Raw genomic sequence first — 26113 nt, forward strand, 5'->3', positions numbered from 1 at the left:
CACAGAATGCATGTCGGCGCATTTCGGCAGCAGTCGATCCCCCACGCTGGAAACCGAGCTACTCCGTCAATTTGACGAACGGGTGGTGCGGGCCGGAACTAGCCCGAAACTACAGGTAACGAATGGGCCAATTGTTCGGCTAGTTCCGCAACTGTGGTTCGCGTGTTCTGGCATGTCTGCACTGATGGGGGGCGGTGACCGCGGCATTCTTCGGTGTTTGTGGAGACATCCGAATATGCAGTAGCCGCCGCGACTCACAGGGTAGACCCCCGGCGGTGGTAAACGAATAGTCGAGGTCATTGCGAGCGGATCACTGCGCGCCTTTTACCGTCGTGAAGCCCGCCTCAATCCTGGCGGGACGCAGCTTGCCCGGCGCGGCCGGTGCGACGTGGGTCCCGCTGGATGGGGCTGGATGGGGAATGCCTCGGGGGAGTCGTGGTTCCTCGACGAACAGTGCAACCGGTCGCCGCCGAAAGCCCCCGCGGCGAATCTGTTCTTGATCGAGTCCGGGAATTGGCCACAAATGGTTGGACCTGGAAAATGCGCGCTGGCGCACCCGGGGCCAGTGCTAACCGCGGTCATATTTGAAAGTTATTGCAGTGCAACAGATTTTGCGCGAAGCGCAGGCGGGTCGAGCGGGAGAATTGTTGCCCGGTGGAAGCTGCGGCGTGCGCTACTAGCTGCTCGGTGACTGGCAGATTTTCCACTGATCATCGCGGAACTGCAGATCAAGGCTGCGCGTCGAACGAACCTGCGGGTCGTAGGCCATGAAGGTGGTGATGTTGGCCTCGGCGTGCTGGCCGTTGACCACGACCTGGTCGATGCTGGCGATGACCGGATATTGCTTGGCCGCTGAGACCCGGCGGTAGGTTTCGTCCCACGAGCGTTCGTCGTAGTCCACATAGCCGTCGCGGGTGGTACCGCAGGTGATGCTGCGCAGAGCGGTTAGATCGCCGGTCTGCACCGCGGCGTCGAAGTGCTGGATGGTTTGGCGCACCCGGTCTTCCTGGGACACGTTCGGGTGCTTGTTGCGGGTCAGTAGGACGGTGCCCAGGATGGCGATCGCCGCCAACGCCAACACGATCACGACAATTGCCAGTACCCAGCCCCAGTTGCGCTGTTTCAGGGCAGCCGGTCTGCCGCTATCGCGCGGCGGGATCGATTGCGGCACCGCAGTTTTCGGTGGCATGCCGATTGGCGGTGGGCCAGCGGGCGGCGCTTGGTGGGTTTGGAACACCTCGGTGGCCGGCTCGGGTGCGGTCGCAATGACCTGGGTCTCCTTGGCGTCGAAGCCTGGCGCGGTGAAGCGCCGCTCAGGTTGCGCGTCCGCGCCTGACGGTTCGGGATCGGTAACGGGATCAGCCTTGGAGATGACCACAGTCTCGGTTTCAGTGTCATCGGGGATCAGGGGAAAGCTCTCGGTGCCTGCTTCCCCGGCCGCTGCGTCCCTGGTTTCGGTCCCGTCGCGGTCGGGCTCGGGTGCGTTGGGCATGAGTGCTGCTTTCCTCCCGCTATTGAGTGGGTAGGTTGGAGCTTAGCGACCCTACCCCCGCTTGGGGTGATTGCCGAGCTAGGAACCGTTTGAGTGGCGGCCAGGCAGGCGGGTTTGGCCACGCCCAAAGCGGTTGGCAAAATGACGCCCATGACGTCGATGGGTGATCTTCTGGGGCCCGATCCTATTCTGCTGCCCCCCGACAGTGAGGCTGAGCAGAAGTTGCTGGCAGACGAAAGTCCCGCCACCGTCGCCGCCGCCCATCCGTCGGCGTCGGTGGCCTGGGCGGCGCTTGCCGAGGAGGCGCTCGACGACGACAAGGTCATCACCGCCTACGCGTACGCGCGCACCGGCTATCACCGTGGCCTGGACAAGTTGCGCCGCAACGGCTGGAAAGGCTTCGGGCCGGTGCCCTACGCGCACGAATCCAACCAAGGCTTCCTGCGGTGCGTGGCCGCTCTGGCGCGTGCCGCTGACTCCATCGGCGAGACCGACGAGTACCGGCGGTGTTTGGACCTGCTCGACGATTGCGACCCGACGGCCCGTTCGGTGCTCGGGTTCTAGGCGAGCAACTCTGCTTGCTGGGCGGCTTGCTGGCCAACTGGCGCCGGCCGTCGAGGCTGCGAACCGGGCCCAGGCGTTATCCCGACACTTCCGAGCTTGGCGACGCTAGCCGCTTCGCGGGCATCCGTGTGTCATGCACCGAAGCCACTTCGCGGCACCCTTCGTGCGGTTCGCCATCCAATAAGGAGCCCCGAAGCCCTGAGAAGCCTTGATAACGTGAGGCGTGGCAAGAACGTTCGACGATCTGGTGGCCGAATCTACGTCAGTGCCCGTGGCGGGCTGGGACTTCTCTTGGTTGGTTGGCCGCGCGACCGAAGAACGACCGTCATGGGGCTATCAACGATTGCTAGGTCAGCGTCTGGCGAACGCGACGGCCGCCTTGGACCTGGAAACCGGCGCCGGCGAGGTGTTAGCCGGTGCGGGCAACTTCCCGACCACCATGGCCGCCACCGAATCATGGCCGCCCAACGCGGCTCTGGCCACCAAGCTGCTGCATCCGTTGGGTGTGGTGGTGGTCGCCACCGGTGACAAGCCGCCGTTGCCGTTCACGGACGCCGCGTTCGACTTGGTGACCAGCCGTCACCCGTCCAACCTGTGCTGGGGAGAGGTCGCCCGGGTGCTGCAGGCGGGTGGCACGTATTTTGCCCAGCACGTCGGGCCTGCCACGTTGTGGAGCCTGCGCGAGCATTTCCTGGGGCCGCGACAGCACGGCCGGCCCGATCAGTACGCCGACCGGGTGCGCACGGAAATCACCGGCGCCGGCCTCGAGATCGTCGATATGCGGATCGAGCGGCTTCGGGTGGAGTTCTTCGACGTCGGGGCCGTCATCTATTTTCTGCGAAAGGTGATCTGGTTTCTGCCGGACTTCACCGTCGAGTGCTACCACGATCAGCTGCGGGCGCTGCACGACCATATCCAGTCCGAAGGCTCGTTTGTCACACATTCAACCCGGGCACTCATTGAGGCTCGCAAGCCGCTCTAAGGCCGGTCGGCGGGTTGCCGACGGCAACTGAATCACTAAGGGCGCAAGCCCATCTCGGCCTCTCCTGCGGCATCGTCGCCCGTCGGGTGCTGCCTCCACTGCCCTGGTACGAACTATTTCGTATGGACAACCATACGTTTTTGTATATAGGCTGCGCCGACGTGCATCGTCGAGCACCGACAGGAGGTGAGGGTATGTCCCACGAAGTGTTGTTCTGCGAGAAAGAGAGCACCCACTCGTGCTACGTGTTCAGCGCCAACGAACTCACCGAGTGAGAGTTGGCTTCTGACCGGCACAGTGAGACGCCGATCCGACGGGATGTGGGCAAGTTGGGCTCACATCCCGTCGGTATCGGCAACAAGTCAGCGCAAATGCTTCGTGGCGAGTGGGGCCACGATCGAGAGAAGTTGCCCTAGATGGCCGGACCTGTCCTGTACCGCTCGTTGATGAGCGACAACCTGCGTTGGTACGCGCTTGAACTGCGCGAGGGCGACATCGTCATTTCCGCGCCGTGGAAATGCGGCGTGACTTGGACCCAGCGGTTGGTCTCACTGCTCGTCTTCAACGGCCCGCAGCTGCCGGCGCCAATGTCGAGGGTGTCACCGTGGCTCGACCAGACGATTCGCCCGATCGAGGATGTGGTGAGGGCCCTGGATGCGCAGCGGCATCGCCGGTTCATCAAGACTCACACGCCGTTGGATGGTCTGGTGCTCGACGATCGGGTTACCTACATCGGTGTGGGCCGCGATCCGCGTGACGCCGCGGTATCGGAGCTGTTCCAGTGGGCCAACGTGGAAGCCAGCGCATTGCGGACCCCCGAAGTGACGGCGATGCCGCACCAGCGATTTGTTCAGTCAGGCGCCGACTTCCGGCTCACCTTGGATTGCGCCCCTGGCCGGATTGAGGCGTTCCGAAGCTGGATGGACGCGGCGGCCGTGCCGTCGTCGGAGATGCGGTTTCGGCCGCCTACCGAGATCGGATCCCTGGCCGCCATCCTGCATCACTTCGGCTCGCTCTGGCAGCGGCGCCATCTGCCCAACGTCGCCATGTTCCACTTTGCCGACTATCAAGCGGATTTGGTGGGTGAGCTGATCCGGCTGGCCGAGGTGCTCGGTATTGAGCTGGGGTGTGCTCGCGCCCGGAAGCTGGCCGCCTACGCCACGCTGGATGCCATGCGGGAGCGCGCTTTCGACTTCGCTCCCAACGCCACAGACGGTGTGTGGCGTAGTAACGAGCGCTTCTTTCGGGCGGGGGGTCGGGGTGAGTGGCGGGAGATCCTTTGTGGGGCTGAGCAACAGCGATACGAGGAGCGTGTCGCCGCACTGGCTCCGCCGGATTTGGCCGCCTGGGCGCACGGCGGTCGGCACGCCCGCGACCCCGCTGTCGGGTAGGCAGGCTGGCCGAAGCGGGCCCGCTTGGCTCAGCCGATCGCGGGCACCGCGTCCGAACAGCTATCGGGACATTCCTGGATGCCCGCGGTGTGCTCGATCTGGACCGTGGCATGGTGCAGCCCACGGTCGGAGAGCACGGCCCGCGCGTCGTGCAGCACCCGCGCGGAGTCCGCGCTGCTGGTCAGGTGGGCGGTAGCCATGTCCTTGCCGGGGGCCAGCGTCCACACATGCAGGTCGTGCACCTCGGTCACGCCGTCCACGGCGCGCAGCGCCGAACGAAGCTCGTCGACGTCGATATGTCTCGGCGAGGATTCGGAAAGGATTCGTAGCGCGGCGCGGGCCAACGAGACCGCCCGCGGTGCCACCCACAGCGCGACCAGCACGGCGACCACAACGTCCGCGTAAGGCCAGCTGGTCGTGACCGTAACCACGCCCGCGGCCAGCACACCGAGGCTGCCGACGGTGTCGGCGACCACTTCCATGTAGGCGCCCTTGACCGCCAGGCTGCTATCGGCGTGCGAACGCAGCAGCAGCGCAACCACGATGTTGGCGGACAGGCCGGCGAGTGCCACCACGATCATCGGCAGGCCGGGCACCGAGGGCGCCTCGCGCAGGCGATCGATCGCTTCATAGACGATGAACAGCGCGACCCCGATGAGCAGCGCCGCGTTGGCGACCGCGGTGAACACCTCGGCGCGATGCCAGCCGTAGGTGCGGTTTGGTGACGAGCTGCCCCGCCTGCCCAGGATGACGGCGGCCAGTCCCATGAACACCGCGACCACGTCGGTGAGCATGTGGCCCGCATCGGCGAGCAGCGCGATCGAATTGATCAGCCATGCGGTGGTCAGTTCCACCACGAAAAACATCGCCAGGATCGTCGCCGCACAGACCATCCGGGGAATCATCCGTGAGGCGTAGGCCGTAGCGGGGGTGTGATTGTGTCCAGCGCCCATGGCAGAGCAATATATGCTTACTTATGCATATATTGCAACCGCGGTCAGATCCACTGACTCCAGAAGCGGGTCAGCGAGTTGCCGACCATCGCCAGTAGATGGGGCACCCCGGAAAAATCGAAGACCCAACCGACAAACTCGAACAGCCACTGGTTGAGTACCGGCGCCAAGAGCAAGAACAGCAGGATGAAGATGCCAAATTGCTTGGCGGGTGCCAGCGCGCGCTGAGTCTGTGGGCTCAGATGGGGCTCCAATGCGTCGTAGCCGTCCAGACCGGGGATCGGCAGCAGGTTCAGCACCACCGCCATGATCTGCAGAAAACCCAGGAACGCCACTCCGGCCCACAACACCCAGTGGTCCTGGTCATAGAACAATCTGGTTGCGGTAAGCAGCAACACCGCCAGCACCACGTTGGCGGCCGGCCCCGCCAGACTGACCAAGGTGCGCCGGGTCGGCGTCATGAACCACGTCCGCACGTACACCGCGGCACCCGGTAGTCCGATTCCGCCCAACGCGATGAAAACCATCGGCAACAGCAGCGACAGCGCGGGGTGGCTGTAGCGCCGCGGGTCCAGGGTCAGGTAAGCGCGCACCGCGACGTCATGATCACCGAATCGCCAGGCGGTGAACGCATGCCCGAACTCGTGCAGGCATAGCGAGACCAGCCAGCCGGCGATGACGAAGACGAACACCCCGGCATACGCCAAGGGGCGGACGCTGGATCCCGCCAGCCAGGCCAGCGCCGCTCCAACTGTCGTCAGCCCGACCAGGCCCAGAAAGATCGGGCTGGGTCGCACCGACTCGTGCAGGCCCATTTCGCTCACCGGTCGAAAGCTACCGGACCAGCAGCCAGCCTTCGACGTTGCGGTAGAACGTGGAGCGCCGCACGGCCCGGGGTGCCGGGATACCGTCGCGGATCACTCGGGCGCCGCTGGTGCCCAGCTGGGCGGCGCGTCCGCCAATCCAACGTCGCCATGGTCTGCGCTCGTGCAAGGCGGCCCGCAGGCCGGGAAGCTCCAGCGTCGGCTGGATGTAGACACCGGCAATGTCGCCGTCGAACAGCGTGTTGTCGTCGACGACCGCCTCGCCGTGGATCGTCTGCTCGTCATCGGCGGGTAGCCAGCGGGCGCGGCCGACGATCACCGTCGCGGTTTCGTCGCGAATCAGCGGCACCCGCCCCGCGCTGCCGCGCCGGGCGCGCCATGCGCCGCGGCGTCCCGCGGCCAACCGGTACACCCGGGTCGCTGTGGTGCGCCGGCGCGGCACATAGGCCACCTCGATGTCGAGTCGGTCGGTCCGCAGTAGCCGGGTCAGCATCGCGGCCAGGTCGGCATCACCGCCGATCACAGCGAGCCGTGGGTAGGCGGCCAGCGCGGCGTCGATGGAGGCGGAATCGCCGACTTGATGGGCCGGCAGGCCGGTCAGTGCGGCGGGCACGGCTTGACCATCGAACACCAGTACCGCCATGCTTGGCGTGTTCGCGGCCGATTTCACCCCCATATTGCTGCCCATTCTTGAAGCTCCTCCTGACCTCCTGGGTAGGGTAGGTCACCGGCTGGAACACAATAAAACAAGCGGGCTTAACCCGTGAGACCAGGGAGCGCGTCATGCCGGCAATCGTCCTCATCGGAGCCCAGTGGGGCGACGAGGGCAAAGGTAAAGCCACCGATCTACTCGGTGGACGGGTGCAGTGGGTGGTGCGCTACCAGGGCGGTAACAACGCCGGGCACACCGTGGTCTTGCCCTCCGGCGAGAACTTCGCGTTGCACCTCATTCCGTCCGGCGTGCTGACGCCGGGGGTCACCAACGTGATCGGCAACGGAGTCGTGATAGACCCAGGGGTCCTGCTCAGCGAGCTGAAAGGGCTGGAAGATCGCGGGGTCGACACCTCCAAGCTGTTGATCTCCGCGGACGCGCATCTGCTGATGCCGTACCACGTGGCCATCGACAAGGTGACCGAGCGCTACATGGGTAGCAAGAAAATCGGGACCACCGGTCGCGGTATCGGCCCGTGCTACCAGGACAAGGTCGCCCGAATGGGCATTCGGGTGGCCGATGTGCTCGACACCGACCAGCTCGCGCACAAGGTCGAGGCGGCCCTCGAATTCAAGAACCAGGTGCTGGTCAAGATCTACAACCGCAAGGCGCTGGATCCGGACCAGGTGGTCGAGTCGCTATTGGAGCAGGCCGAGGGTTTCCGCCATCGCATCGCCGACGCTCGCTTGCTGCTCAACAACGCGCTGGAGGCCGGCGAGACGGTGTTGCTGGAAGGTTCCCAGGGCACCCTGCTCGACGTCGACCACGGCACCTACCCGTACGTGACGTCCTCCAATCCGACGGCCGGCGGGGCTGCCGTTGGTTCCGGCATCGGACCCACCCGGATTCGCACGGTGTTGGGGATTCTCAAGGCGTACACCACCCGGGTGGGCTCCGGCCCGTTCCCCACCGAGCTGTTCGACGAGAGCGGCGAATACCTGTCCAAGACCGGTGGCGAATTCGGCGTCACCACCGGCCGGCGCCGCCGCTGTGGCTGGTTCGACGCCGTCATCGCGCGCTACGCCACCCGGGTCAACGGCATCACCGACTACTTCTTGACCAAACTCGACGTGCTCTCCAGCCTGGAAACGGTGCCGGTGTGCGTCGGATATGAGATCGACGGCAAACGCACCAGTGAGATGCCGATGACCCAAAGCGATCTGTGCCGTGCCAAACCGGTCTACGAGGAGCTACCGGGCTGGTGGGAGGACATCTCGGCGGCACGCGAATTCGACGACCTGCCGGCCAAGGCCCGCGACTATGTGCTGCGGCTCGAAGAGATTGCCGGAGCGCCGGTTTCGTGCATCGGTGTCGGTCCCGGACGGGACCAGACCATCGTTCGACGGGACATCCTGCAGGAACGCGCGTGACCCATTATTCTTCGCTCGGATCGGAAGGATCCGGGGAAGAAGTCGATCCCGAATACGAGCATCACGGCGGGTTCCCGGAGTACGCACCCGCCAGCCCCGGTCCTGGCTTTGGCCGATTCGTGGCAGCGATGCGCCGATTGCAGGATCTGGCCGTGTCTGCCGATCCCGGTGACGGCGTGTGGGACCAAGCCGCCGAGCAGGCCGACGCACTGGCAAGCCTGCTCGGTCCGTTCCAGGCCGATGAGGGACAAGGGCCCGCCGGGCGAACACCCGATCTGCCCGGCATGGGCAGCCTGCTGCTGCCACCGTGGACATTGACCCGCTACGCCCCCGACGGTGTGGAAATGCGGGGATCGTTCAGCCGATTCCATGTCGGCGGCAACTCGGCGGTGCACGGTGGCGTGCTGCCGCTGTTGTTTGACCACATGTTCGGCATGATCTCGCACGCGGCGGCACGGCCCATTAGCCGAACCGCCTTCCTGCACGTCGACTACCGCAGGATCACCCCGATCGATACCCCGTTGCTGGTGCGTGGGCGGGTCACCCGCACCGAGGGCCGCAAGGCGTTCGTGGCCGCGGAACTGGTCGACGCCGACGAGGTGTTGTTGGCCGAAGCCAACGGTCTGATGGTGCGACTGCTACCGGACCAGCCCTAGCCCGTCGCCTGGCGGATGTACTCGCCGATCTGGCGCAGGCTGTACGTCGCCTCGGGCAGCATCGGCGCGGCCACCTGGAAGTCGTGCAGTTGGCCGGGCCAGACGCGAACCTCGGCCCGAACCCCCGCTGCCGCCAACTTGCCCGCGGCCAGCCGTGCGTCGTGCAAGAGCGCTTCGGCCCCAGAGACGTGGATGAGGGTAGGGGGCAGGCCGGGGGCGATGTGTTCGAGCGGCTCGTAGATTTCTTCACGCCGGCCGGCGGTTTCGTTGCGGGCGGCAGCGCCCGCAACGATGGCGACCAGCGCATCGAACGCCCTGGCCGGAAACATCGCGTCTGACTTGATGTTGGGATGGGCCTTCTTGGACCGCATTGCCAGCTGCAGCAGTGGTGAGATTGCCACCAGGGCGGCCGGTTCCTCGCCGCGTGCTCGCAGGCGCTGCGCCAAGGCAAACGCGAGGTAGCCGCCCGCAGAATCGCCGGCCAGCACGATCTGCTCCGGGGCATGTCCGCGCAGCCGCAGCCACAGGTACGCGTCATGACAATCCTCGAGCGCCATCCCGACCGTGTGCTTGGGCACCAGCCGATAGTTCACGACCAGAAGAGGTGAGTCCGCAAATTTTGACAGCGTGCCGGCGAGCCTGGCGTGCGAGTGAATTCCACCCTTCAGGAAGGCGCCGCCGTGCATGTAAAGGACTACCCGACGGCTGCCGTCTGGCGGTGGCACGCCCGACGCGCGGACCAGATGTCCCGAGGCATTTGGCAGGCTCACCCTTTCCCCGATGATGCCCGATGCCCAGGTGATGGGCAGCAGCGCGAAATCGACCAGGCTCCACGGCCACGGTAGGTGCGGGAAGTGGCTAGCGACCGCAATAACCGGGCGGACCGTCAGTCGGGATGCCAGCGAGACCACCCGGGCAGCGATACTGGGGCCGGACTCGACGACCTCGACGTGGGCACCGTGGCCGCTCGCAGCTCTGCGCCCCACACGTCGATTCCGACGCGGGCGAATCGCGTCGTACGGCGGGCCGAATAGCTTGTCAAATGTGGTCACTCGTGACACTTCACGCGTTGTTGTTCTTTCCGCAAGAATCGTTGCCACAACAATTGATGTCGGCAGTCAATACTCCCTCTAGACCCATCGTTCGGATGTTTCTAGAGCGCTATGGATAACACAAATTCTCGATCGCGTTCTATTCGCATTTCTGGGCGCCGCGCGCGGCGGCGGAACGGCTGGTCAACGCGGTCGCGGTGGCGCGGCGGGGGGTGCCGGCTCGGGCGCCGCTCGCCAGCTAGGGTCGCCGGGATTGCCGCACGTCCCACGGCGGTGGCGTGCCATCCGAGTAGACGTGCTGTGCGGATTATGTAGCCAAAGGCCAACTTTAGGGCGGCTGGGCCCGGAGTCCGGTCCGGGCTCTGGCGATCCGCGGACACCCTCTGGTGGTGGTGTCTCCCGCGAGCTGTCCCGAGCGGATGGTTGAACAATTCGGGCCAAATTCGGCGGGCGGTGCTACGAGCGGGCGGCGAGTATTGGCGACATCAGGTTTGGCTCCGGCGGCGGATCACCGAAAGAAAATGAGCAACAACGTCGATGTTCTCGCAATTGCCGACGGCAAGTTCCCCGCGTTTTAAATGCGAGTTGTACACGAATTTTTAGCGATGCTAAATGTAGCTGGTGCCGAGATCGGCTCGGCCCCGTCGTCGCGGATCAACCGATCCGGGCTGAGCGTCAGATCCTTGGAGAGGAAATCGTCAATGCCGTTGCGCCCTCCCGGTCGGCCGACGTTGGCGGGGCCCACCGGTACCGCGGCGGATGCATCATGACCAAGCGGATCGCGATAGTCGGCGCCGGAGCCGCCGGACTGAGTGCCGCGGTGCGGTTGCGAGATCGCGGCTACGACGACGTCACCGTGTTCGAAGGCGCGCAACAGGTGGGGGGCAAGGCTTGCTCGGTCGAAGTCGATGGTCGCGACTACGACCTGGGTGCCGTCGTCATCACACCGCAGTACCCCAATGTGTTGGCCGCTCGCGGACCGCTACCGCGTGCCCACCTTTCCGCGCAGCGAGGCGGCGCTGGCTGTCGACCTCAAATCGGCCGACTGGATGGGGTTGGAACAGATGACCAGGGCTCCGGCGTTGTTGATTAGCAGGCTTGTGAGCTGGGTTGATGATCTTTGGTGCCGCGCTATTGGGGCCGGAGTGTAGGCACGGGCTATCTGGAGAACGATCGAGTTGGTTACTGTTCGTCGTTGGTCTGGAGTTGCCCGTGCCTACCGTTTCAGTATTGCGTGTGTCGTCGGTTCCAGAGGTGTTCGACCGCTGGAGTCCTGGTGAGCGCAGCGAGCTCATCGGATCGGAGTTTCTCGATGTGTTGGCCTCGGTGCCAGACCCGAGGGGCCCACGCGGTCGGAGGTATTCGCTGATGGCTTTGTTGGCGATCGCGGTTCTGGCCACTGCCGCGGGGATGCGCGGCTATGCTGGTTTTGCCACATGGGCGGCCACCGCTCCCGATGATGTGTTGGCCCAATTAGGGGTCCGGTTCCGGCGGCCCAGTGAGAAGACCTTCCGCGCTGTTTTGTCTCGGCTAGACCCCGCCGACCTCAACGCCAGGATGGGCAGTTACTTCACTGCACACGTGGCCAGCAGCGACCCCAGTGGATTGGTGCCGATCGCGTTGGACGGCAAGATGCTGCGTGGTGCTTTACGCGCCAAAGCGACAGCCACGCATCTCGTGTCGGTGTTCGCCCACCGTGCCCGATTGGTGCTCGGTCAACTCGCTGTCGCCGAGAAAAGCAATGAAATTCCCTGCGTACGTGCCCTGCTCACGCTGCTGCCGGGTAGCTTGCGGTGGCTGGTCACCGTGGATGCGATGCATACCCAGGTCGTCACCGCGAAGTTGATCTGCGCCACCTTGAAGTCGCACTACCTGATGATCGTCAAGTCCAACCAAGCCAAAATACTTGCGCGTATCACCGCGCTGCCCTGGGCCGAGGTGCCCGCAGCCGCTACCGACGACTCCCGCGGCCACGGCCGTGTCGAGACCCGCACCCTGCAAATCATCACCGCTGCACGAGGAATCGGCTTCCCCTACGCAAAACAAATCATCCGGATCACTCGTGAACGCTTGATCACCGCCACCGACCAGCGCAGCGTGGAGGTGGTCTATGCCATTTGCAGCCTGCCGTTCGAGCACGCCCGCCCTACCGCGATCATGACCTGGATGCGTCAACACTGGGGAATCGAGAACAGCCTGCACTGGATACGCGACGTCACCTTCGACGAAGACCGTCAAAGGGCACATACCGGAAACGGCGCACAGGTCCTAGCAACGCTACGCAACACCGCGATCAATCTGCACCGCCTCAACGGCGCCGACAACATCGCCGAAGCCTGCCGGATCACCGCTTTGACCGCCAACCGCCGCCTAGACCTCCTCAATCCACAATTCCCCAGCTCACAAGCCTGCTAATCAACAACGCCGGAGCCCTGGGTACTTTGCGAAACGTTGCGCTCTTTCGGGGCATTGGTACTCCGGTACTCCTTCGCATCTGGACGCTGCGGTCCACTGGACGCGGTCGTTCGCGCGCTTGACGGTGCACTCGGCTGGCCCCGACGACATGAATCAATGTCAGGCAACCATGCCTCCGGCACATAAATGCATAGCGAATCTATTTTATAGGGACGGATTACGCATGCACACATGCGCACCCGGCTATGTATATTAGCGACGCTCGCTAGAGTAGGCAACCGTAATTGACAACTATCTGCAAGCCCGCAACCGAAGTTGGTGACGGGCGTGCGGCAGTTCGGGCCGGTCGCCGGCCGTCGCGGTGGGGTTATTGGGCGGCGTTCGGATCGGGCGGAACCACGATGATGGTCGCTCCGGGAATTGCCGCCAGGGTGGCCGCCAGGTTGGCGACGACCCCCGGCGGTAGACCAGAGGGCAACCCCGGAATGTTTGCCGCGGCGGCGGCGGCCGGAACCGATGGGGTGTTCGCGGCCGGTCTGGCGGCCGCCGCGGCCCCACCGCCGCCCGCTGATGGCGCTCCCGTGGTTGGCGCGGGTGCCGAACCGCTGCCCCGGGCGGCAAAACCGGCCAGGCTGGCCCCGGCTATCCCCGCCGCCGCGATACCGGTGTATTGGCCATCGGACCCGCCGGTCAGATACATCGGGGTTGCGCCGGGGAACATCGCCGCCACCTGGCGCACCGCCGGAGGAAGATTCCAGGCCGGTGGCACCGAGAGTCCGCCGATGTTGGCCGAGTAGCCCGAAAGTGCAGCCACCGGCGGCGACGGCGGGCTCGCCGGCCGTTGCCCGCCCGGTGTGGTGATGGCGTCTCGGTCCGGGTTCCTCAGGCCCGCGGCCGGTAGCTCGTCGTACTCCCCGCCGCAGAGCGGAGCGTTCTCGTCTTCGTCGACGATGTCGTGGCGGTACACCTCGCCGAGCTGAATCGCGGAGACGCCCAAGGCGCCCAGGGAGACCACCACGGCTGCGAGGACCAGCAGGTCGAGGTCCTCGAATGGGTTTGGTATGGCGTTGAACGGGGCGGGCAGGAACGACTGGAGGAGGGGCAAAATGCTGGTTTCCGCCGGTGCGGCAGCGGCGGCGGCCGCCGGCACCGTGGCCGCGCTGAGCGCTTCGGTCCCGGTGGTTGTCGCAGGTGGCGAGGTGAAGGGTGCCAAGTCCGTCGCGGCCGCCGAGGTGCCGGCGTAGCCGTCCATCGCGACGATGTCCTGGGCCCACATTTCGCTGTAGTCGGCTTCGCTGGTTGCGATCGCCGGGGTGTTCTGCCCGAAAATGTTGCTCCGCACCAACGACAGCATGGTGCTGCGATTGGCCGCGATCTGGCCAGGAGGAACGATCGCCGCGTGCGCGGACTCGTAGGCGTTGGCGGCGCTGATGGCTTGGGCCGCGGCCTGCTCGGCCTGTGCGGCGGTGGACCGCATCCACGCCACATAGGGGGCCGCGGCGGCCGCCATTGACAGTGCCGAGGGGCCTTGCCAGTCAGCGGCGCCAAGCCCGGCGATCACCGAAGAATAGGAGGCGGCCGTGGCGTTCAGTTCGTTTGCCAGCCGCCCCCAGGCCCGGGCCGCCTGCACCAGCGGGGCCGAGCCCGGACCGGCATACATCCGGGCGGAATTGATCTCCGGGGGCAGCGCCCCGAAGTCCATCCCCATGGTCATTGCGGCCTACCTCCCCGGCTGGCCGCGGCGACGCCGGCGACGGCGTCTTGGGCGTGGGAAGCCGCGTCGGTGACGACCCGAGCGACGTTGGCTGGTGCCAGCGTCTCAGGCTGCGTCGTCAGGAACATCGGCTTCTCCTCGACGGATTGGGTGGGACCGCGAAGGCCCCCGTTGCCGCTGAAATCGGATGGGGCCGCGCTGACCGGTTCAGTCCGCGCCTGCGGCCGTCAGATTTCGGGTACCTCGGACCATCGCTCGTCGCTCACTCGCCCCCACCTCCTTATGGCCAAGTTACACAGCGAGCTGTTTGCAGAGTTACACAATTTGTCAAAAAATGAGCACGGAAGCGCCGTTCTCCTATAGAGCCCTCTGGTAGAGGAGTCCTAGCGCCGTTCGCTGCTCCATCTGGCGCCCCTATCCTTGAGCGGCAGGGATGAAATTCCGAGCGAGAGGGTGAGCTGGTGACTGACGGCTTGACCGAAGGACACGACGAAGCCATCGGCAAGCATCAACGCCCGGCGACCGAAGGCGCCAACGCTCCCGAAGGCGACAAGACGACCACCATCGCGGTTCCGCCCGTTGGGACACCACGGCGAGCCGAAGCCGACGTCCACGTCAGGCCTCGGGTCGTGCTCTTGGGAGGTGGCGAGCAGGGCCGCGAGCTGACGATCGCGCTGCAGGGCCTTGGAGCCGAGGTGATCGCCGTTGACACAGACGCCGATGCGCCCGCGCGCCGCGTCGCCGATCAGGCGCTGGTGGTGGCGATGACCGATGCCGACGAGCTGAAGGTGGTCTTCACGCGGCTACGGCCGGATCTTGTGGTGCCGCTTACCGACGCGGTGAGCGTCGCTGCCCTCGACGCCCTGGCTGACCGCGCGCCCTCCGAAGGCGGGTCGATCGGGCTGGTGCCCAGCGCCCGGTGTGTCCGGCTTGCTGGCGATCGCGAGGCCCTGCGCAAGCTGGCCGCCGACCAGCTCGGCCTGCCCACCGCGCCGTTCTGGTTCGTCGGATCCCTTGGCGGGCTCGAGGCGGTCGCCGCACACGTGGGCTACCCGCTGCTCGTCAAGCCGGTAGCCGGCGCCGACGGTCCGCGGCGGTCTTTGGTCCGTGGGCCCGACGAAGTGGAGGCCGCCTGGGCGCGGGCTGTCGCGGGCGGGCCTGCGGGAGCCCCACCCCGGGTGTGGGCCGAGACCCAGGTTGAGGTCGAGTTTTTGGTCACTTTGATCGCGGTGTGCAGCCAGGGGCCGCAAGGTCCGCGCATCGACTTCTGCGCACCCATCGGCCACGGTGGCGACGGTGGTGACCAGGAATCCTGGCAGCCGCAGAAGGTGAGTGTGGCCGCACTCGATGCGGCGAAGTCGATCGCCGCCCGCATCGTCAAGGCGCTGGGGGGATGTGGGGTTTTCGGTGTCGAGTTGATGGTCAACGGCGACGAGGTCTACTTTGTCGACGTCCAACCATTCCCGAGGGATACCGCGCGGGTTACCCTGCTTAGCCAGCGCTTTTCTGTCTCCGAGTTGCAAGCAAGGGCGATCTTGGGCTTTGCGGCGGACACGTTGATGGTGTCACCCGGTGCCGCTCGGTTGATCGGTGCGGCGACCGTTGGTCCGGTGCCGGGCGCCGATGCGCTGGCCGCGGCACTCGCCGTGCCCGAAAGCGATGTCCGGGTGTTCGGGCGTCCGCGTGCCGGTTCCTCCGGCCTCGGCGTGGCACTGGCCACCGCACCCGATGTCGCTGTCGCTCGCGATTGCGCCCGCGAGGTCGTGCACCGGCTGAATGTGCGAGACTCACGCGGGTGAGTTACGCGGGAGATATCACGCCGCTCGAGGCCTGGACGATGCTGCGCGACAACGCTGCGGCGGTGCTGGTCGACGTGCGCACCACCGCCGAGTGGCATTTCGTCGGCGTACCGGACCTGTCGAGCCTTGGCCGGGACGCGATCTACATCCAATGGAGCACTCTCGACGGTAGGCCCAACGCGGACTTCCTCACCGAACTGCAGGATGCCGTCGCGCCAGCGGGTTCCACCGCGGAGGGGGAGCGGCCCGTCGTTTTCCTGTGTCGCTCCGGCGCCCGCTCGATCGGCGCCGCAGAAGCCGCGACCGCGGCGGGGATCACGCCGGCCTACAACGTGCTGGACGGGTTCGAAGGACACCTGGACGCCCAGGGGCATCGAGGTGTGGTGGGCTGGCGGGCGGTCGGCTTGCCCTGGCGGCAGGGATGAAGCCGCGATGACCTGCGTCGACAAGTACGTGGAGGCGCTGCCGATGCTGGCGATGCCGACGACGGCTTGTGTCGCAGGACTGCGCCCGTGACCGACGATCGGTCGGTGCCAGAGGCCGAGCGGCCCAAGAATCCCCGGAAGTTGCCCGATGGCGTCAGCCAGGCCACCATCGGCGTGCGCGGGGGCATGTTGCGGTCTGGATTCGACGAGACCGCCGAAGCGCTGTATCTGACCTCGGGCTACGTATACGAGTCGGCCGCGATGGCCGAGCAGTCGTTCGCCGGCGAACTCGACCACTTTTTGTACTCGCGCTACGGCAATCCGACCGTGGCCATGTTCGAAGAACGCCTTCGGCTGATCGAAGCAGCTCCGGCCGTGTTCGCCACGGCCAGCGGTATGGCAGCGGTATTCACCGCTCTGGGTGCGCTGCTGGGTGCGGGCGACCGGCTGGTGGCGTCTCGCAGTCTGTTCGGGTCGTGCTTTGTGGTGTGCAACGAGATCCTGCCGCGCTGGGGCGTGGAAACGGTGTTCGTTGACGGTGACGACCTCGAGCAGTGGGAGCAAGCGCTATCGGTGCCCACCGAGGCGGTGTTCTTCGAAACGCCGTCCAACCCGATGCAATCGCTGGTCGACATCGCCGCGGTGACCGAGCTGGCGCATGCCGCGGGCGCAAAAGTTGTGCTGGACAACGTTTTTGCTACTCCGCTGCTGCAGCAGGGAATTCCGCTCGGGGTCGATGTGGTGGTGTACTCGGGTACCAAGCACATCGACGGTCAGGGCAGGGTGCTGGGCGGTGCCATTCTTGGCGGCCAGGACTACATCGATGGGCCGGTGCAGAAGCTGATGCGCCACACCGGTCCGGCGCTCAGCGCTTTCAACGCCTGGATTCTACTCAAAGGTCTTGATACGCTTGCGATTCGGGTTCGGCATAGTAATTCCTCGGCGCTGCGCATCGCCGAGTTTCTGCAGGGCCACCCCGCGGTGCGATGGGTGCGTTATCCGTATCTGCCCTCACATCCGCAGTATGACCTGGCCAAGCGTCAGATGTCTGGCGGCGGAACCGTGGTGACGTTTGCACTCGACGCCCCGGAAAGTGCGGCCAAGCGGCGCGCTTTCGAAGTGCTCGACAAGCTGAGATTGATTGACATCTCCAATAACCTCGGCGACACCAAATCGTTGATCACCCACCCGGCAACCACGACGCACCGGGCGATGGGCCCGGAGGGTCGCGCCGCGATCGGGCTCGGTGACGCAGTGGTGCGCATTTCGGTCGGGCTGGAGGGCGCCGAGGATCTGATCGCCGATATTGATCAGGCACTCGGCTAGCGGCAACGCGGATGCACCCGCTAAAGCCGTTGTGCTAGGGCGAATTTCGCCGCATCAACCGGTCGCCCGTTGCTCGGCCTGTTCGGCGTGTTCGGCCGCCGACAGCGCGTCTTCTTCGGTCCGCGCCTGAAGATAGCGCATCGCCAATCTGGCGTAGACCATCTGGCTGGTGATCGCCATCTGACCGCGAGTGCGGCCCAAAAAGGCTAGCCCCCAAGAGAACGCGGCGGCGACGCGATTGCGGTGGCCCACCAGGTACAGCAGATGCAGGAACAGCCATGCCAGCCAGGCGATGAAGCCGGCGAACTCCACCTTGCCGACTTTGGCGACGGCACTGTAGTGGGAGATAAGTGCCATGCTGCCCTTGTTGAAATACTGGAATGGCTTGCGGTTGGCCGGGTCGTCGTGACCTTTCACCGCTTGCTTGATGGTCTTGGTGGCGTAGTGCGCTCCCTGGATCGCGCCCTGGGCCATCCCGGGTACGCCGGGTACCGACATCAAGTCGCCGATCACGAAGACGTGCGGGTGCCCCTTGACGGTGAGGTCGGGTTCCACGATCACGCGTCCGGCGCGGTCCGTCTCGGTTCCATCGGACTGCTCGGCGATCATCTTGCCCAGCGGACTGGCCTGCACCCCCGCCGCCCACACCTTGCACGCACAGTCGATGCGGCGCTCGGTTCCGTCCTTGTCCTTGACGGTGATGCCTTTGTAGTCGACGGCGGTCACCATCGCGTTGAGCTGAATTTCGACGTCCATCTTTTCCAGCTTTTTCTGCGCCTTAAGGCCCAACTTCGGGCCCATGGGCGGCAACACCGCTGGCGCGGCATCCAGCAGGATGACCCGGCATTCGCTGGGGGTAATGGTCCGAAATGCCCCGGCCAGGGTGCGCTCGGCGAGTTGCACGATCTCTCCGGCGAGTTCGACACCGGTGGGCCCGGCCCCGACCACGACGAAGGTCAGGCGCCGCTCGCGCTCGTCGTGATCGGTGGCGACTTCGGCGGCTTCGAACGCGCCGAGGATGCGGCCGCGCAGCTCCAGCGCGTCATCGATGGTTTTCATGCCGGGGGCGAAGATGGCGAAATCGTCATTGCCGAAGTAGGACTGCTGCGCGCCGGCCGCCACGATGAGGCTGTCATAGGGCGACACGATCGTCATGTCCATCAACTTCGAGGTGACCGTCTGCGCGTTCAGGCCGATGCCTATGACCTCACCCAGCAAGACCCGCACGTTTTTTTGCCTGCGCAGGATCAGCCGCGTGGTCGGGGCGATGTCACCTTCGGACAAGATCCCGGTGGCCACTTGATACAGCAGCGGCTGGAACAGATGAGTGGTCGTCTTCGAGATGAGGGTGATGTCGACGTCGGCCCGCTTGAGCGCTCTGGCCGCGCTCAGTCCGCCGAATCCGCTTCCGATGATGACGACGTGATGGCGCCTGCCTGCGGCCGAGGATTCGCTGGATGGGGGCGTCATGGTCCTCCTTCAGTTCTCCGTCAGCCGTGGTGATCACTGCGGCGCATGTACACCGTACGACTCCGCCGTGGCCACGTCGATCGTTTGGCCGCGGCGTCCGCCGATGCTGGGCGCGATAGTCGCGCCCGTGCCTTCCCGAGACCTTTGGCCGCACAGACATACGGGTATGCGGTATGTCCGGAATCCGGCATCGCCCCACCGAGCTGGGACTATCCAATAAGCTGCGGCGGCTTGCTGGCCAGGACAGCTCATCGATGCTCGGACGGCTGCCGGCCGGTGAGTGGTGCCGATATTTGGGCTGACGGCGGTATGGCGTCACACGCAATTTACGGAGTGCTTACGAAATGGATTTCCGGATCGGGTCGTTGCCCCATCATTCGGGCATCCTTTTCGGTGATAACCCCACTTCCATGCCGACGTTCCACGACAATATTCTCTTATGGTGGTGACGCTTCTTGCTCGGTTATCAAAGAAGCGTCACCGCTACAGCGAGCGGGTCGGCTCGAGAGCGGCTTCGCCTCGACCACGGGTCGGGTGCCCGACACTTTCCGGGCCGGAAGGCCGGGGGCGGCAGTCGCGAAGTTCCGGGTGGCGCCACCCGATCGGGCGGATAGAGCCGGTCACCGCGACGATGACCGACTCCTCGCGGCGGGTGGTCCTAGCCGCCGTCGGCTTCACGTTCTTCATCGACATGCTGGTGTACGGCATCGTCGTGCCGGTACTGCCGAGGTTGGCCAAACCCGCCGGGCTCGAGTTCTTGGGTGTGGGTGTGGTCTTCGCGTGCTACGGGTTGGCGTATTTCGTCCTGACCCCCGTGGCCGGATGGCTGATCGATCGTCGCGGAAGCAGGTAGGTGTTCCTGTCCGGGGCCATCATCCTGATGCTGGCGACGCTCGCGTTCGGTTACGCCAGCAGCCCCGTCGGACTCGTGACCTGCCGCGTACTGCAGGGTGGTGCGGCGGCGGCAACCTGGGTGGCGGGCTACGCGACCCTGGTCGAGATATTCCCGCGTGAGCAGCGCGGTCGCGCGGTGGGGCTGGCGAGCATCGGTACCGCGCTGGGCGCGCTTCTCGGACCCGCGTTGGGCGGCCTGGCTTATGAGGCCAGCGGACCCCACGCGCCCTTTCTAGGCGCGGCCGGGTTGTCCGCGCTGGCGGTGGCCGCCCTCGCCGCGTCGCTACCGCAGGCGGCGGGCGGCCAGGCGTCGGGGCCGGGCATGTGGTCCGGTGAGCGGGCGTTTCCGGGCCTGGCGGTCCCGTGGCTGGTGGCGGGCCTGGCGGTGGGGCTCGCGCTGGGCGCCGTCGAGGCAACACTGCCGATCGACCTGGTCGCCCGCTTCGACGCCTCGGGGGTAACCGTTGGGTTGCTGTTCGCGCTGACCACGGTGGCCTTCATCGTCACCTCGCAGTACGCCGGCCGACTATCAGACGCCGGGCGCCGGTCCTGGCGGCGGGCTGGGTCACCCTCGGTGTCGCCTTGGCCGTCATGGGCGTGCCGTCGGCGGTGGGCATCCAAGCGGCCGCGTTGGTCTTGCTGGGGGCCGGCCTCGGGGCGATGATCGCGACGATCATGCCCGCCCTTGCCGATGCCATGGAGTCGGCGGGGGGAGCCCAGCGGCCCGGGACGGCCGCGGCCGCCTACAACCTCGCCTTCAGTGCCGGCACGGTGGCAGGTGGCCCGCTTGCCGGCTGGATGGCCGACCTTCGCTCATTTCAAGATGCCGCGATGCTGATCGCCGTTGTGACGTTGACCTGCGGTGTGCTGGCGGCACTCGTCCACGCCGCAGTGGTCCGGCGAGCGGTCAGCGATGCCTGAGGGCGTCGGTCACTGCAGCTGTAATTCCGGTGCGGGCGCCGGGGTGGTCGCCAGCTCGGCGTGGCCGCTCAAAACGCGCAGCATGTCACGCATGGCTGCCCCGACGGCGTCGCAGAACCGCTGAGCGGAAGTCTGGTCGCAGCCGTTGGACGCACTCACGAACAGGTACACGTCGTCGTCGCCGACAAAGGCGTATGAGACGCCGTAGCCCGTTTGCGTTATGGGCAGGAACCCGACCCCGCGCGAGGAGCTCTCCGGGCGTCAGGCGGCCGTCTGGCGCACGGGTGATTGTGACGTCGCGAGCTCGAACGGCAGGCTCCACGCGTCCGTGCCGAACAGCGCAACGTCCTTGCCCTCGCGCAGTGCTTCGATGAAAAGTCCGAGGAGGTGGCGATCGCAGCCTCGTCCACGCATCGCCCGCAACCGATTGGCGCGGTGGGCGCTGGCGGCGGCCCGGGGCAGGCGGGCGCGGCGGGCCCTGGTGCAGGTGGGGTCCATCATCGCCAGCACGAAGGCCCGACTTTGGGCGGTTGCCGAGCGCAAGCATTCCGTTCGTCCCGCCGCGAACAGCCGCGTGGTGGCCGTCTCATAGGTAAGGCACGGTCCCCGGTCGGGATGCAGGCGGCCATAAGCGAGCTGCAGCGCCAACTGTATGAAGGCATCGGGGGAGCAGCGCGCCGCCTTGATTGCCGCGGCCCCGGCGGCGCCGAGGTCATCGGCGTAGACGTCGACGTCGTCGATCAGGGTGCGGGCATTGGCGACGGCAGCGCTGATGGCCCGGTCCAGGGTGGGGGTCACCTCGAACACCAGGCGGCGCGGGGGCGATGGCGGTGGCGTCGGCTTCTGGTCGAACGCGGAGGCAAAGCGGCGCTCGTAGAGCAGCCGTTCCTCCCACAGCAGCATCATCGCTTCGCCGTCGCCTCTGCTGTGCTCCATGATGCCGCCGGTTCGCTCATTGGCGAACACAACAAGGTTCATCGACTTGTCCAGCCAGCGGTTGGCGCCGGTACCGCACAGCGACGTGCGCCCCAGCTCGGTCAGCCCCTCGGGCTCGGCGTCATCGAGGATGACGACCAGCAGAGCCCGCTCGATGCGGTCGAGACTGTCGGCGTTGACCCCGCCGTCCCGGATCAGCCCCGCCCGCGCCCGGGACCAGACATCGCGTTGTTCCAGAGTCAGAGCGGGAATCGGTGGACCGGGCGGCAGCGCGGTGGCCACTTGCTGGATTTCTTCTAGGGCCGCCAACAGCTGCGGGTAGGAGATGTCGCGTCGGCCCTCGTCAAAGATCACCTCGACCTCGAAGAAGTGTCCGTTGACCAGCACCACGATGGCGCGTTGGTCGTCGAAGCGCTCGATGGTGTCGACGTCGATGCCGGGCAGTCGAACGATCGAATAGCAGTTGCGGAGCTGTTTCATGCACAGCGGCACCACGCCCTGAATTCGCTGGGGCGCGACCTGCTCCGCAGCGAGGCGGCGGCGAATGTCGAGCAAGGCCACCGTTGTCATGGCGGCCTGCTGCAGCTGGGAGACGCCGAGGCGAGCCATCGTCGGGGAGTCGACCGTGTAGCCGGTGCTGTAGAGCAGCGAGCGGCGGTCGATGAGGTAGGCGTAGTGCTCCCAGTACTCCGCCAGCCAGTTTTCGTGCCGGGCTCGCCGTGTCTCGAGGCGGTCCTGCAGGTATGCGGCGGTGTCACTGCCGCGAAATTGGTCCGCGGCGGTGCGCACTTCGGCCCGTCCGGTGGCGTCCAGCAGTGGGTCCACCGAGGCGATGAACGTCTGCAGCGTCTCCTCGATCGACGGAAGTGGCAGCCGCGGAAGTACCTGCTCGAACCGGTCGAGTGCGCCTGGCCCGGTTTGGTTCGGACTCAGGGCGCGCACCGCCGCCCCCCCATGCCTTGGTGCGCCGCGATGACGGAGCGTCCATCCAGCCCTGCCAGGTGAGCAGCCGACGCAGTAGTTCCATGCGTAGACCCAGGTAGGTCATGTCGTCGGCCCCGTCCCCACCGGTGCCGGACGGGTCCGCGCCAGCAGCCGAGATCGGTTTGCGACGTCGTCCGCCGACAGGTAGCAGTCCTCCAGCACGCGTCGGGCCGATGCGGTCGGCTGGGTGTATGCCTGGCGTGCGTGCAGCGTGCGACGGTTCTGGAACACCACGATCTCGCCCGGCTGCAGCCGCAGAGCCAGCCGTGGTCCGTCCTCGACGGCGCTGGTGAAGGTCTGGTAGGCGTGGCGGTAGCGCTCCTCGTCGGCCGGGTCGCCGGCGAACGCCCCCTCGAACGGGGGCGCCCAGTTGATGCCGACCAGATTGGCGCGATCGTCGACCACCAGGTGGGGCTTTCGGACCACCATGTGCTGTTGGCGATTCACCGTCGCAAACGTCGCCCATACCTGACACAGCGTCTCGAAGTCGTCGGGTGCTTGGGCCCGCACCCGCTCGGCGGCGGCCAGTCCGTCGCAGAACCACGTCTGCCCGCCGGTTACCGCGGCGTCGAACGCGATGCAGTGCAGCAGCTGCAGGCCGGGGGGGCGTCTCGTAGGCGCACAAGTCTTGGTGAAATGGCAGCGCGCAAGCGGTATAGGCGATGTTGACCGGCCTGTCTTCGACCCGCACCAGCCAGGTGTCGCCATAGATGGTCGGCATGACGGGCGCGATCTGGGCCGCCGTCGGGCCTACCACTCCGACCCGGGTAGGGGCTCCCTCGAGCACCAGCACCCGGTTGTCCGCCAGGGCGCCGAGCCAGTCACCGATCGTGGCCGCATCGGGGTCGGGTTCCCAGCGCCGCCGCTCGAGCCCAAGCGCGGATCTGCTGGCGAATCCGAACGGCAGTGGTTGCTCGCGCCAGTTCGCGTACCGTATGAGCTCCTCTTCGGCAAAAGTGCTGCGGTGTCCGTCCCGGAACAGGACCTCGACTACGCGGCCTCGACCACGCCGCAGCTCGGCCAGCCGGGTGTCCTGCGCCGTCGCTGCTGTGGTGCGCTGTCCGCTTTCGGTTCGGCAATTCCGGCAGGGGCATTGGCTTCGCAGCCACCACGGGCTCAGTTCGGTTGATCGCCCATCGAAGTCCAAGCGAACCGATCCGAGCGGGGAGACCTCGAGGACCACGTCGCTGTGCATCAGTGCGGCCCGTCGAGCAGCTGTGTTTCGGCGCGCAGTAGCAGATCGGGCTGGGCCGGGATGTCCCCATAACAGCCGCGCACGCTGTATCGAAGACGGTCGTCGTCCTGCTCGAGGACTTGTTCGAACAAGCTCTCGACGCGGTTATCGGCGTCGCTGAGCAATACCCGAGCCACGTGCGGGCGGCGACGCAGCACGCCGCTGCGCACGGTTGCGTAGCTGAAGATGATCAACCGGTCGCCCGGCTCGCACAGCAGCGCCCCGCCCCCGTTCGGGCAGATCCGCGAAGATCCACGGTCGGCCGGGATGAGGTAGGTCGACCACCGATTGCCGTTTTCGAGGTTGACGACTTCGACTTCCTCCAACGGCAGCATCCCGACTTGTTCCATCAGGTCGACGTCGACGGCGATACTGCCGACGTAGTCGCGTTCGCGGTGCGTCACCCGCACCTGATGGAGCTTGGCGCGCAACAGTCTGATCCGGCTCATCGCGATGCGCCGTCGTCGTTGATGGGCTTGCGGCAGCCGAGCGCGACCATTGGCTCGGCGTCAAAGATCTCGTATTCGTCGCGTGCCTCGATCCGGTAGCCGAGTTTGGCGAGCGTTTGTTCTAGCGTGCGATGTTGATCGAGGTAGTCGGCGCGCACCGCGATGACCAGCCAGCCGCCGGGCTCGAGGACCCGGTCCAGCGCCGCGAGGTCCTCCGGCCCGGCGTGGGCGAACGTGAAGACGCCAACGGCGACGATCGCCGCGAAACGTTGATCCGGAAACAGGGTCGGCGCTGCTCCCAGCGCGCCGTGAACCACGTCGCGGTAGACATTCTTGGCACGCGCGTGGGAAAGCATGCCGAGTGAGCGATCCAGCGCGGTCAGGTTGTCATAGCCGAGCTTGTGCAGTTCCTCGCCCACCAACCCGGTGCCCGCACCCGCATCGAGCACGGGTCCGCTGCGCTCGGGCAGGTGCGCCGCCAACAACGCCGCCGCCCGACGGGGATTCTCCTGATAGTTATCGCGCAGGTCGGAGTCGTAGCTTTCGGCCCAGGCGTCATATTTCTGTTCGAGGCTGAGGTCAGGATCGCTGTTGTAGATCCACTCCAGCCGGTCGACGACTTTCTTGCCGAGGAAGAAGCTCCAGCCGACCTCCGCGTCCTGGATGACTTCCGGGATCTGTCGGTAGGCCGTGGCCAGCCGTGGACACGATGGCTCGGCCAGATCCGCCAGCAGTTTGTAGCTTTGCGCCAGGTGTGGGCTCAGGTCGCGGGTCTCGTAGACGACGAAGCCGTGCCGGGCCAGGGCCTTGCGGTAGTCGTCGGCCGAGAACGTTGGCTCGAATAGCAGCCGGTCGTAGACCACCTCGCGGGCGAGCGCGCTCACCGGGCGCTGCGGTGTCACCAGATCGTCGAACACGAACAGGCCCTGGGGTTGCAGTACCCGCGCCACCTCGGCAAGCGCTCGCTCGCGGTCGTGCACGTGGTAGAGGACGGCCTGGCTGAAGACGTGGGTGAACGTGCCGTCGGCGAATGGCAGCGCCGACGCCGAGCTGGCCATGAATTCGAGCTGCAACTGCGGATTGTCCGCCGCCAGCCGTTGCGCGTTGGCGATCCGCACGGCGCTCAGGTCGATTCCCGTGACCTGTGCACCCGTTTGTCGTGCCAGCCATGCGGAGACGGTCCCATTGCCGCAGCCAAGGTCGAGCACTCGCGACTGCGGCCCGATGCGCGCGGCGCGCAGCATCTGTTCGTTCCAGTGCTGGCAGCCGGCGATGAACCCGGTGTCGTCGTCCTCGAAGACACCCCAATGCAGGCTGCCGTCTGGATCCCAGAATCCGCGGTAGGTCGAGTCCTCGTGGTCGTAGAAGTCACGGGTCATGGCGTCGGTGTAGTCGTGACTCGCGGGCCCGCCCGACTCCGTGCTGGACTGGGGTTGGGCTCCGCCGCTGGAGGGGATGGCGCAGGCGGCACCCGATTCCTGTTGTGCGTCTGGCGATAATGCATTCAACATTTGACAGTGCCCTCCGTGTTTCGCTGACTTGGGCAGCAG

At 66.0% G+C, this 26113-nt stretch carries 23 protein-coding genes and 3 pseudogenes; 12 read left to right on the plus strand and 14 right to left on the minus strand.

The window, feature by feature from the left end:
* Positions 1-676: 676 nt before the first annotated feature.
* A complete protein-coding gene (locus MPSD_RS03925) occupies positions 677-1492 on the minus strand; it encodes an Rv0361 family membrane protein (protein WP_011740742.1) in 816 nt (271 codons plus the stop codon).
* 150 nt (positions 1493-1642) lie between these two features.
* Here MPSD_RS03925 and MPSD_RS03930 point away from each other — a divergent pair, with 150 nt between their 5' ends.
* The 3 genes from MPSD_RS03930 to MPSD_RS03940 all read left to right on the plus strand — a co-directional run bounded on the left by MPSD_RS03930 (position 1643) and on the right by MPSD_RS03940 (position 4429).
* On the plus strand, positions 1643-2056 hold the full coding sequence (locus tag MPSD_RS03930) for a DUF3151 domain-containing protein (protein ID WP_036427538.1): 414 nt from the start codon (positions 1643-1645) through the stop codon (positions 2054-2056).
* Positions 2057-2279: 223 nt separating this feature from the next.
* On the plus strand, positions 2280-3038 hold the full coding sequence (locus MPSD_RS03935) for a methyltransferase domain-containing protein (protein WP_020788825.1): 759 nt from the start codon (positions 2280-2282) through the stop codon (positions 3036-3038).
* 416 nt (positions 3039-3454) lie between these two features.
* Complete coding sequence (locus MPSD_RS03940; RefSeq protein ID WP_086085829.1) at positions 3455-4429, plus strand: sulfotransferase domain-containing protein; 975 nt, start codon at positions 3455-3457, stop codon at positions 4427-4429.
* Between the two features lie 29 nt (positions 4430-4458).
* On the opposite strand, the gene MPSD_RS03945 is transcribed toward MPSD_RS03940, so the two are convergent.
* From MPSD_RS03945 to MPSD_RS03955, 3 genes are read right to left on the minus strand one after another with little or no spacing between them, the layout of a single operon-like run.
* Positions 4459-5382: a cation diffusion facilitator family transporter gene (locus MPSD_RS03945; RefSeq protein ID WP_011740736.1), complete on the minus strand. Its 924-nt coding sequence runs from the start codon at positions 5380-5382 to the stop codon at positions 4459-4461.
* A gap of 44 nt (positions 5383-5426) precedes the next feature.
* Positions 5427-6206 carry a site-2 protease family protein gene (locus tag MPSD_RS03950; protein WP_020788822.1) on the minus strand — a complete coding sequence of 260 codons (780 nt, stop codon included), beginning with the start codon at positions 6204-6206 and terminating at the stop codon, positions 5427-5429.
* 10 nt (positions 6207-6216) lie between these two features.
* On the minus strand, positions 6217-6894 hold the full coding sequence (locus MPSD_RS03955; RefSeq protein WP_020788821.1) for a hypothetical protein: 678 nt from the start codon (positions 6892-6894) through the stop codon (positions 6217-6219).
* A 95-nt stretch (positions 6895-6989) separates the two neighbouring features.
* Between MPSD_RS03955 and MPSD_RS03960 the strand changes: the two genes are divergently transcribed.
* Both MPSD_RS03960 and MPSD_RS03965 read left to right on the plus strand, forming a co-directional pair.
* Positions 6990-8288: an adenylosuccinate synthase gene (locus MPSD_RS03960; RefSeq protein WP_012392636.1), complete on the plus strand. Its 1299-nt coding sequence runs from the start codon at positions 6990-6992 to the stop codon at positions 8286-8288.
* Positions 8285-8944 carry a PaaI family thioesterase gene (locus MPSD_RS03965; RefSeq protein ID WP_036426956.1) on the plus strand — a complete coding sequence of 220 codons (660 nt, stop codon included), beginning with the start codon at positions 8285-8287 and terminating at the stop codon, positions 8942-8944. Before MPSD_RS03960 ends, MPSD_RS03965 begins: the two co-directional genes overlap by 4 nt.
* On the opposite strand, the gene MPSD_RS03970 is transcribed toward MPSD_RS03965, so the two are convergent.
* Positions 8941-9996 carry an alpha/beta hydrolase fold domain-containing protein gene (locus MPSD_RS03970; RefSeq protein ID WP_020788819.1) on the minus strand — a complete coding sequence of 352 codons (1056 nt, stop codon included), beginning with the start codon at positions 9994-9996 and terminating at the stop codon, positions 8941-8943. The genes MPSD_RS03965 and MPSD_RS03970 overlap by 4 nt on opposite strands.
* A gap of 766 nt (positions 9997-10762) precedes the next feature.
* On the opposite strand from MPSD_RS03970, the gene MPSD_RS03975 reads away from it, so the two are divergent.
* Together MPSD_RS03975 and MPSD_RS03985 are read left to right on the plus strand one after the other, a co-directional pair.
* Complete coding sequence (locus MPSD_RS03975) at positions 10763-11089, plus strand: FAD-dependent oxidoreductase (RefSeq protein WP_145987914.1); 327 nt, start codon at positions 10763-10765, stop codon at positions 11087-11089.
* A gap of 119 nt (positions 11090-11208) precedes the next feature.
* Positions 11209-12411 carry an ISAs1-like element IS2404/ISMul1 family transposase gene (locus MPSD_RS03985; RefSeq protein WP_420811854.1) on the plus strand — a complete coding sequence of 401 codons (1203 nt, stop codon included), beginning with the start codon at positions 11209-11211 and terminating at the stop codon, positions 12409-12411.
* A 367-nt stretch (positions 12412-12778) separates the two neighbouring features.
* Here the strand turns inward: MPSD_RS03985 and MPSD_RS03990 are convergent, their stop codons facing one another.
* Entirely contained in the window at positions 12779-14113 is a 1335-nt protein-coding gene (locus tag MPSD_RS03990) for a PPE family protein (protein ID WP_174714231.1), read from the minus strand.
* 8 nt (positions 14114-14121) lie between these two features.
* Positions 14122-14253: a hypothetical protein gene (locus MPSD_RS30105; protein ID WP_015354378.1), complete on the minus strand. Its 132-nt coding sequence runs from the start codon at positions 14251-14253 to the stop codon at positions 14122-14124.
* 333 nt (positions 14254-14586) lie between these two features.
* Here MPSD_RS30105 and purT point away from each other — a divergent pair, with 333 nt between their 5' ends.
* From purT to MPSD_RS04005, 3 genes are all read left to right on the plus strand, one after another.
* Positions 14587-15924: a formate-dependent phosphoribosylglycinamide formyltransferase gene (gene purT / locus MPSD_RS03995; RefSeq protein WP_086085176.1), complete on the plus strand. Its 1338-nt coding sequence runs from the start codon at positions 14587-14589 to the stop codon at positions 15922-15924.
* A complete protein-coding gene (locus MPSD_RS04000; protein ID WP_012392641.1) occupies positions 15921-16349 on the plus strand; it encodes a rhodanese-like domain-containing protein in 429 nt (142 codons plus the stop codon). The genes purT and MPSD_RS04000 overlap by 4 nt, the downstream gene beginning before the upstream one ends.
* Before the next feature lie 105 nt (positions 16350-16454).
* Entirely contained in the window at positions 16455-17675 is a 1221-nt protein-coding gene (locus tag MPSD_RS04005) for an O-succinylhomoserine sulfhydrylase (protein WP_174524080.1), read from the plus strand.
* Positions 17676-17729: 54 nt separating this feature from the next.
* Here MPSD_RS04005 and MPSD_RS04010 read toward each other — a convergent pair whose 3' ends face one another.
* Positions 17730-19145, minus strand: a complete 1416-nt coding sequence (locus MPSD_RS04010; RefSeq protein WP_020788814.1) for an NAD(P)/FAD-dependent oxidoreductase — start codon at positions 19143-19145, stop codon at positions 17730-17732.
* 691 nt (positions 19146-19836) lie between these two features.
* Here MPSD_RS04010 and MPSD_RS28820 point away from each other — a divergent pair.
* Together MPSD_RS28820 and MPSD_RS28825 are read left to right on the plus strand one after the other, a co-directional pair.
* Positions 19837-20703 (plus strand): annotated as a pseudogene (locus MPSD_RS28820) (MFS transporter).
* On the plus strand, positions 20700-20960 hold the full coding sequence (locus MPSD_RS28825; RefSeq protein ID WP_232022746.1) for a hypothetical protein: 261 nt from the start codon (positions 20700-20702) through the stop codon (positions 20958-20960). The pseudogene MPSD_RS28820 and the gene MPSD_RS28825 overlap by 4 nt, the downstream one beginning before the upstream one ends.
* Before the next feature lie 9 nt (positions 20961-20969).
* Here MPSD_RS28825 and MPSD_RS28830 read toward each other — a convergent pair whose 3' ends face one another.
* The 6 genes and pseudogenes from MPSD_RS28830 to MPSD_RS04035 all read right to left on the minus strand — a co-directional run bounded on the left by MPSD_RS28830 (position 20970) and on the right by MPSD_RS04035 (position 26074).
* Positions 20970-21119 (minus strand): hypothetical protein, encoded by a 150-nt coding sequence (locus tag MPSD_RS28830; RefSeq protein ID WP_232022920.1) that lies wholly within the window; start codon positions 21117-21119, stop codon positions 20970-20972.
* 3 nt (positions 21120-21122) lie between these two features.
* Positions 21123-22838: pseudogene (locus tag MPSD_RS04020) on the minus strand (choline/carnitine O-acyltransferase); the annotation flags it as partial.
* 102 nt (positions 22839-22940) lie between these two features.
* On the minus strand, positions 22941-23588 hold the full coding sequence (locus MPSD_RS28835) for a TauD/TfdA family dioxygenase (RefSeq protein ID WP_232022747.1): 648 nt from the start codon (positions 23586-23588) through the stop codon (positions 22941-22943).
* Positions 23589-23895: 307 nt separating this feature from the next.
* Positions 23896-24075, minus strand: a pseudogene (locus tag MPSD_RS28840) (gamma-butyrobetaine hydroxylase-like domain-containing protein); the annotation flags it as partial.
* On the minus strand, positions 24075-24563 hold the full coding sequence (locus MPSD_RS04030) for an aspartate 1-decarboxylase (protein WP_020788806.1): 489 nt from the start codon (positions 24561-24563) through the stop codon (positions 24075-24077). The gene MPSD_RS04030 and the pseudogene MPSD_RS28840, both read right to left, overlap by 1 nt.
* On the minus strand, positions 24560-26074 hold the full coding sequence (locus tag MPSD_RS04035) for a methyltransferase domain-containing protein (protein WP_015354385.1): 1515 nt from the start codon (positions 26072-26074) through the stop codon (positions 24560-24562). The genes MPSD_RS04030 and MPSD_RS04035 overlap by 4 nt, the downstream gene beginning before the upstream one ends.
* Positions 26075-26113: the final 39 nt, after the last annotated feature.

It is taken from the genome of Mycobacterium pseudoshottsii JCM 15466, assembly GCF_003584745.1.
GTDB classification, from domain to species: domain Bacteria; phylum Actinomycetota; class Actinomycetes; order Mycobacteriales; family Mycobacteriaceae; genus Mycobacterium; species Mycobacterium marinum.

Excerpts from the sequence above, each read along its gene's own strand:
- MPSD_RS03925 (WP_011740742.1), bottom strand. The coding sequence starts at position 1,492 with ATGCCCAACGCACCCGAGCCCGACCGCGACGGGACCGAAACCAGGGAC.
- MPSD_RS03945 (WP_011740736.1), bottom strand. The coding sequence starts at position 5,382 with ATGGGCGCTGGACACAATCACACCCCCGCTACGGCCTACGCCTCACGG.
- MPSD_RS03990 (WP_174714231.1), bottom strand. The coding sequence starts at position 14,113 with ATGGACTTCGGGGCGCTGCCCCCGGAGATCAATTCCGCCCGGATGTAT.
- MPSD_RS28835 (WP_232022747.1), bottom strand. The coding sequence starts at position 23,588 with ATGGCGACACCTGGCTGGTGCGGGTCGAAGACAGGCCGGTCAACATCG.
- MPSD_RS03940 (WP_086085829.1), top strand. The coding sequence starts at position 3,455 with ATGGCCGGACCTGTCCTGTACCGCTCGTTGATGAGCGACAACCTGCGT.
- MPSD_RS04030 (WP_020788806.1), bottom strand. The coding sequence starts at position 24,563 with ATGAGCCGGATCAGACTGTTGCGCGCCAAGCTCCATCAGGTGCGGGTG.
- MPSD_RS28825 (WP_232022746.1), top strand. The coding sequence starts at position 20,700 with ATGATCGCGACGATCATGCCCGCCCTTGCCGATGCCATGGAGTCGGCG.
- MPSD_RS03930 (WP_036427538.1), top strand. The coding sequence starts at position 1,643 with ATGACGTCGATGGGTGATCTTCTGGGGCCCGATCCTATTCTGCTGCCC.
- MPSD_RS30105 (WP_015354378.1), bottom strand. The coding sequence starts at position 14,253 with ATGTTCCTGACGACGCAGCCTGAGACGCTGGCACCAGCCAACGTCGCT.
- MPSD_RS03955 (WP_020788821.1), bottom strand. The coding sequence starts at position 6,894 with ATGGGCAGCAATATGGGGGTGAAATCGGCCGCGAACACGCCAAGCATG.
- MPSD_RS04035 (WP_015354385.1), bottom strand. The coding sequence starts at position 26,074 with ATGTTGAATGCATTATCGCCAGACGCACAACAGGAATCGGGTGCCGCC.
- MPSD_RS03960 (WP_012392636.1), top strand. The coding sequence starts at position 6,990 with ATGCCGGCAATCGTCCTCATCGGAGCCCAGTGGGGCGACGAGGGCAAA.
- MPSD_RS04010 (WP_020788814.1), bottom strand. The coding sequence starts at position 19,145 with ATGACGCCCCCATCCAGCGAATCCTCGGCCGCAGGCAGGCGCCATCAC.
- MPSD_RS03975 (WP_145987914.1), top strand. The coding sequence starts at position 10,763 with ATGACCAAGCGGATCGCGATAGTCGGCGCCGGAGCCGCCGGACTGAGT.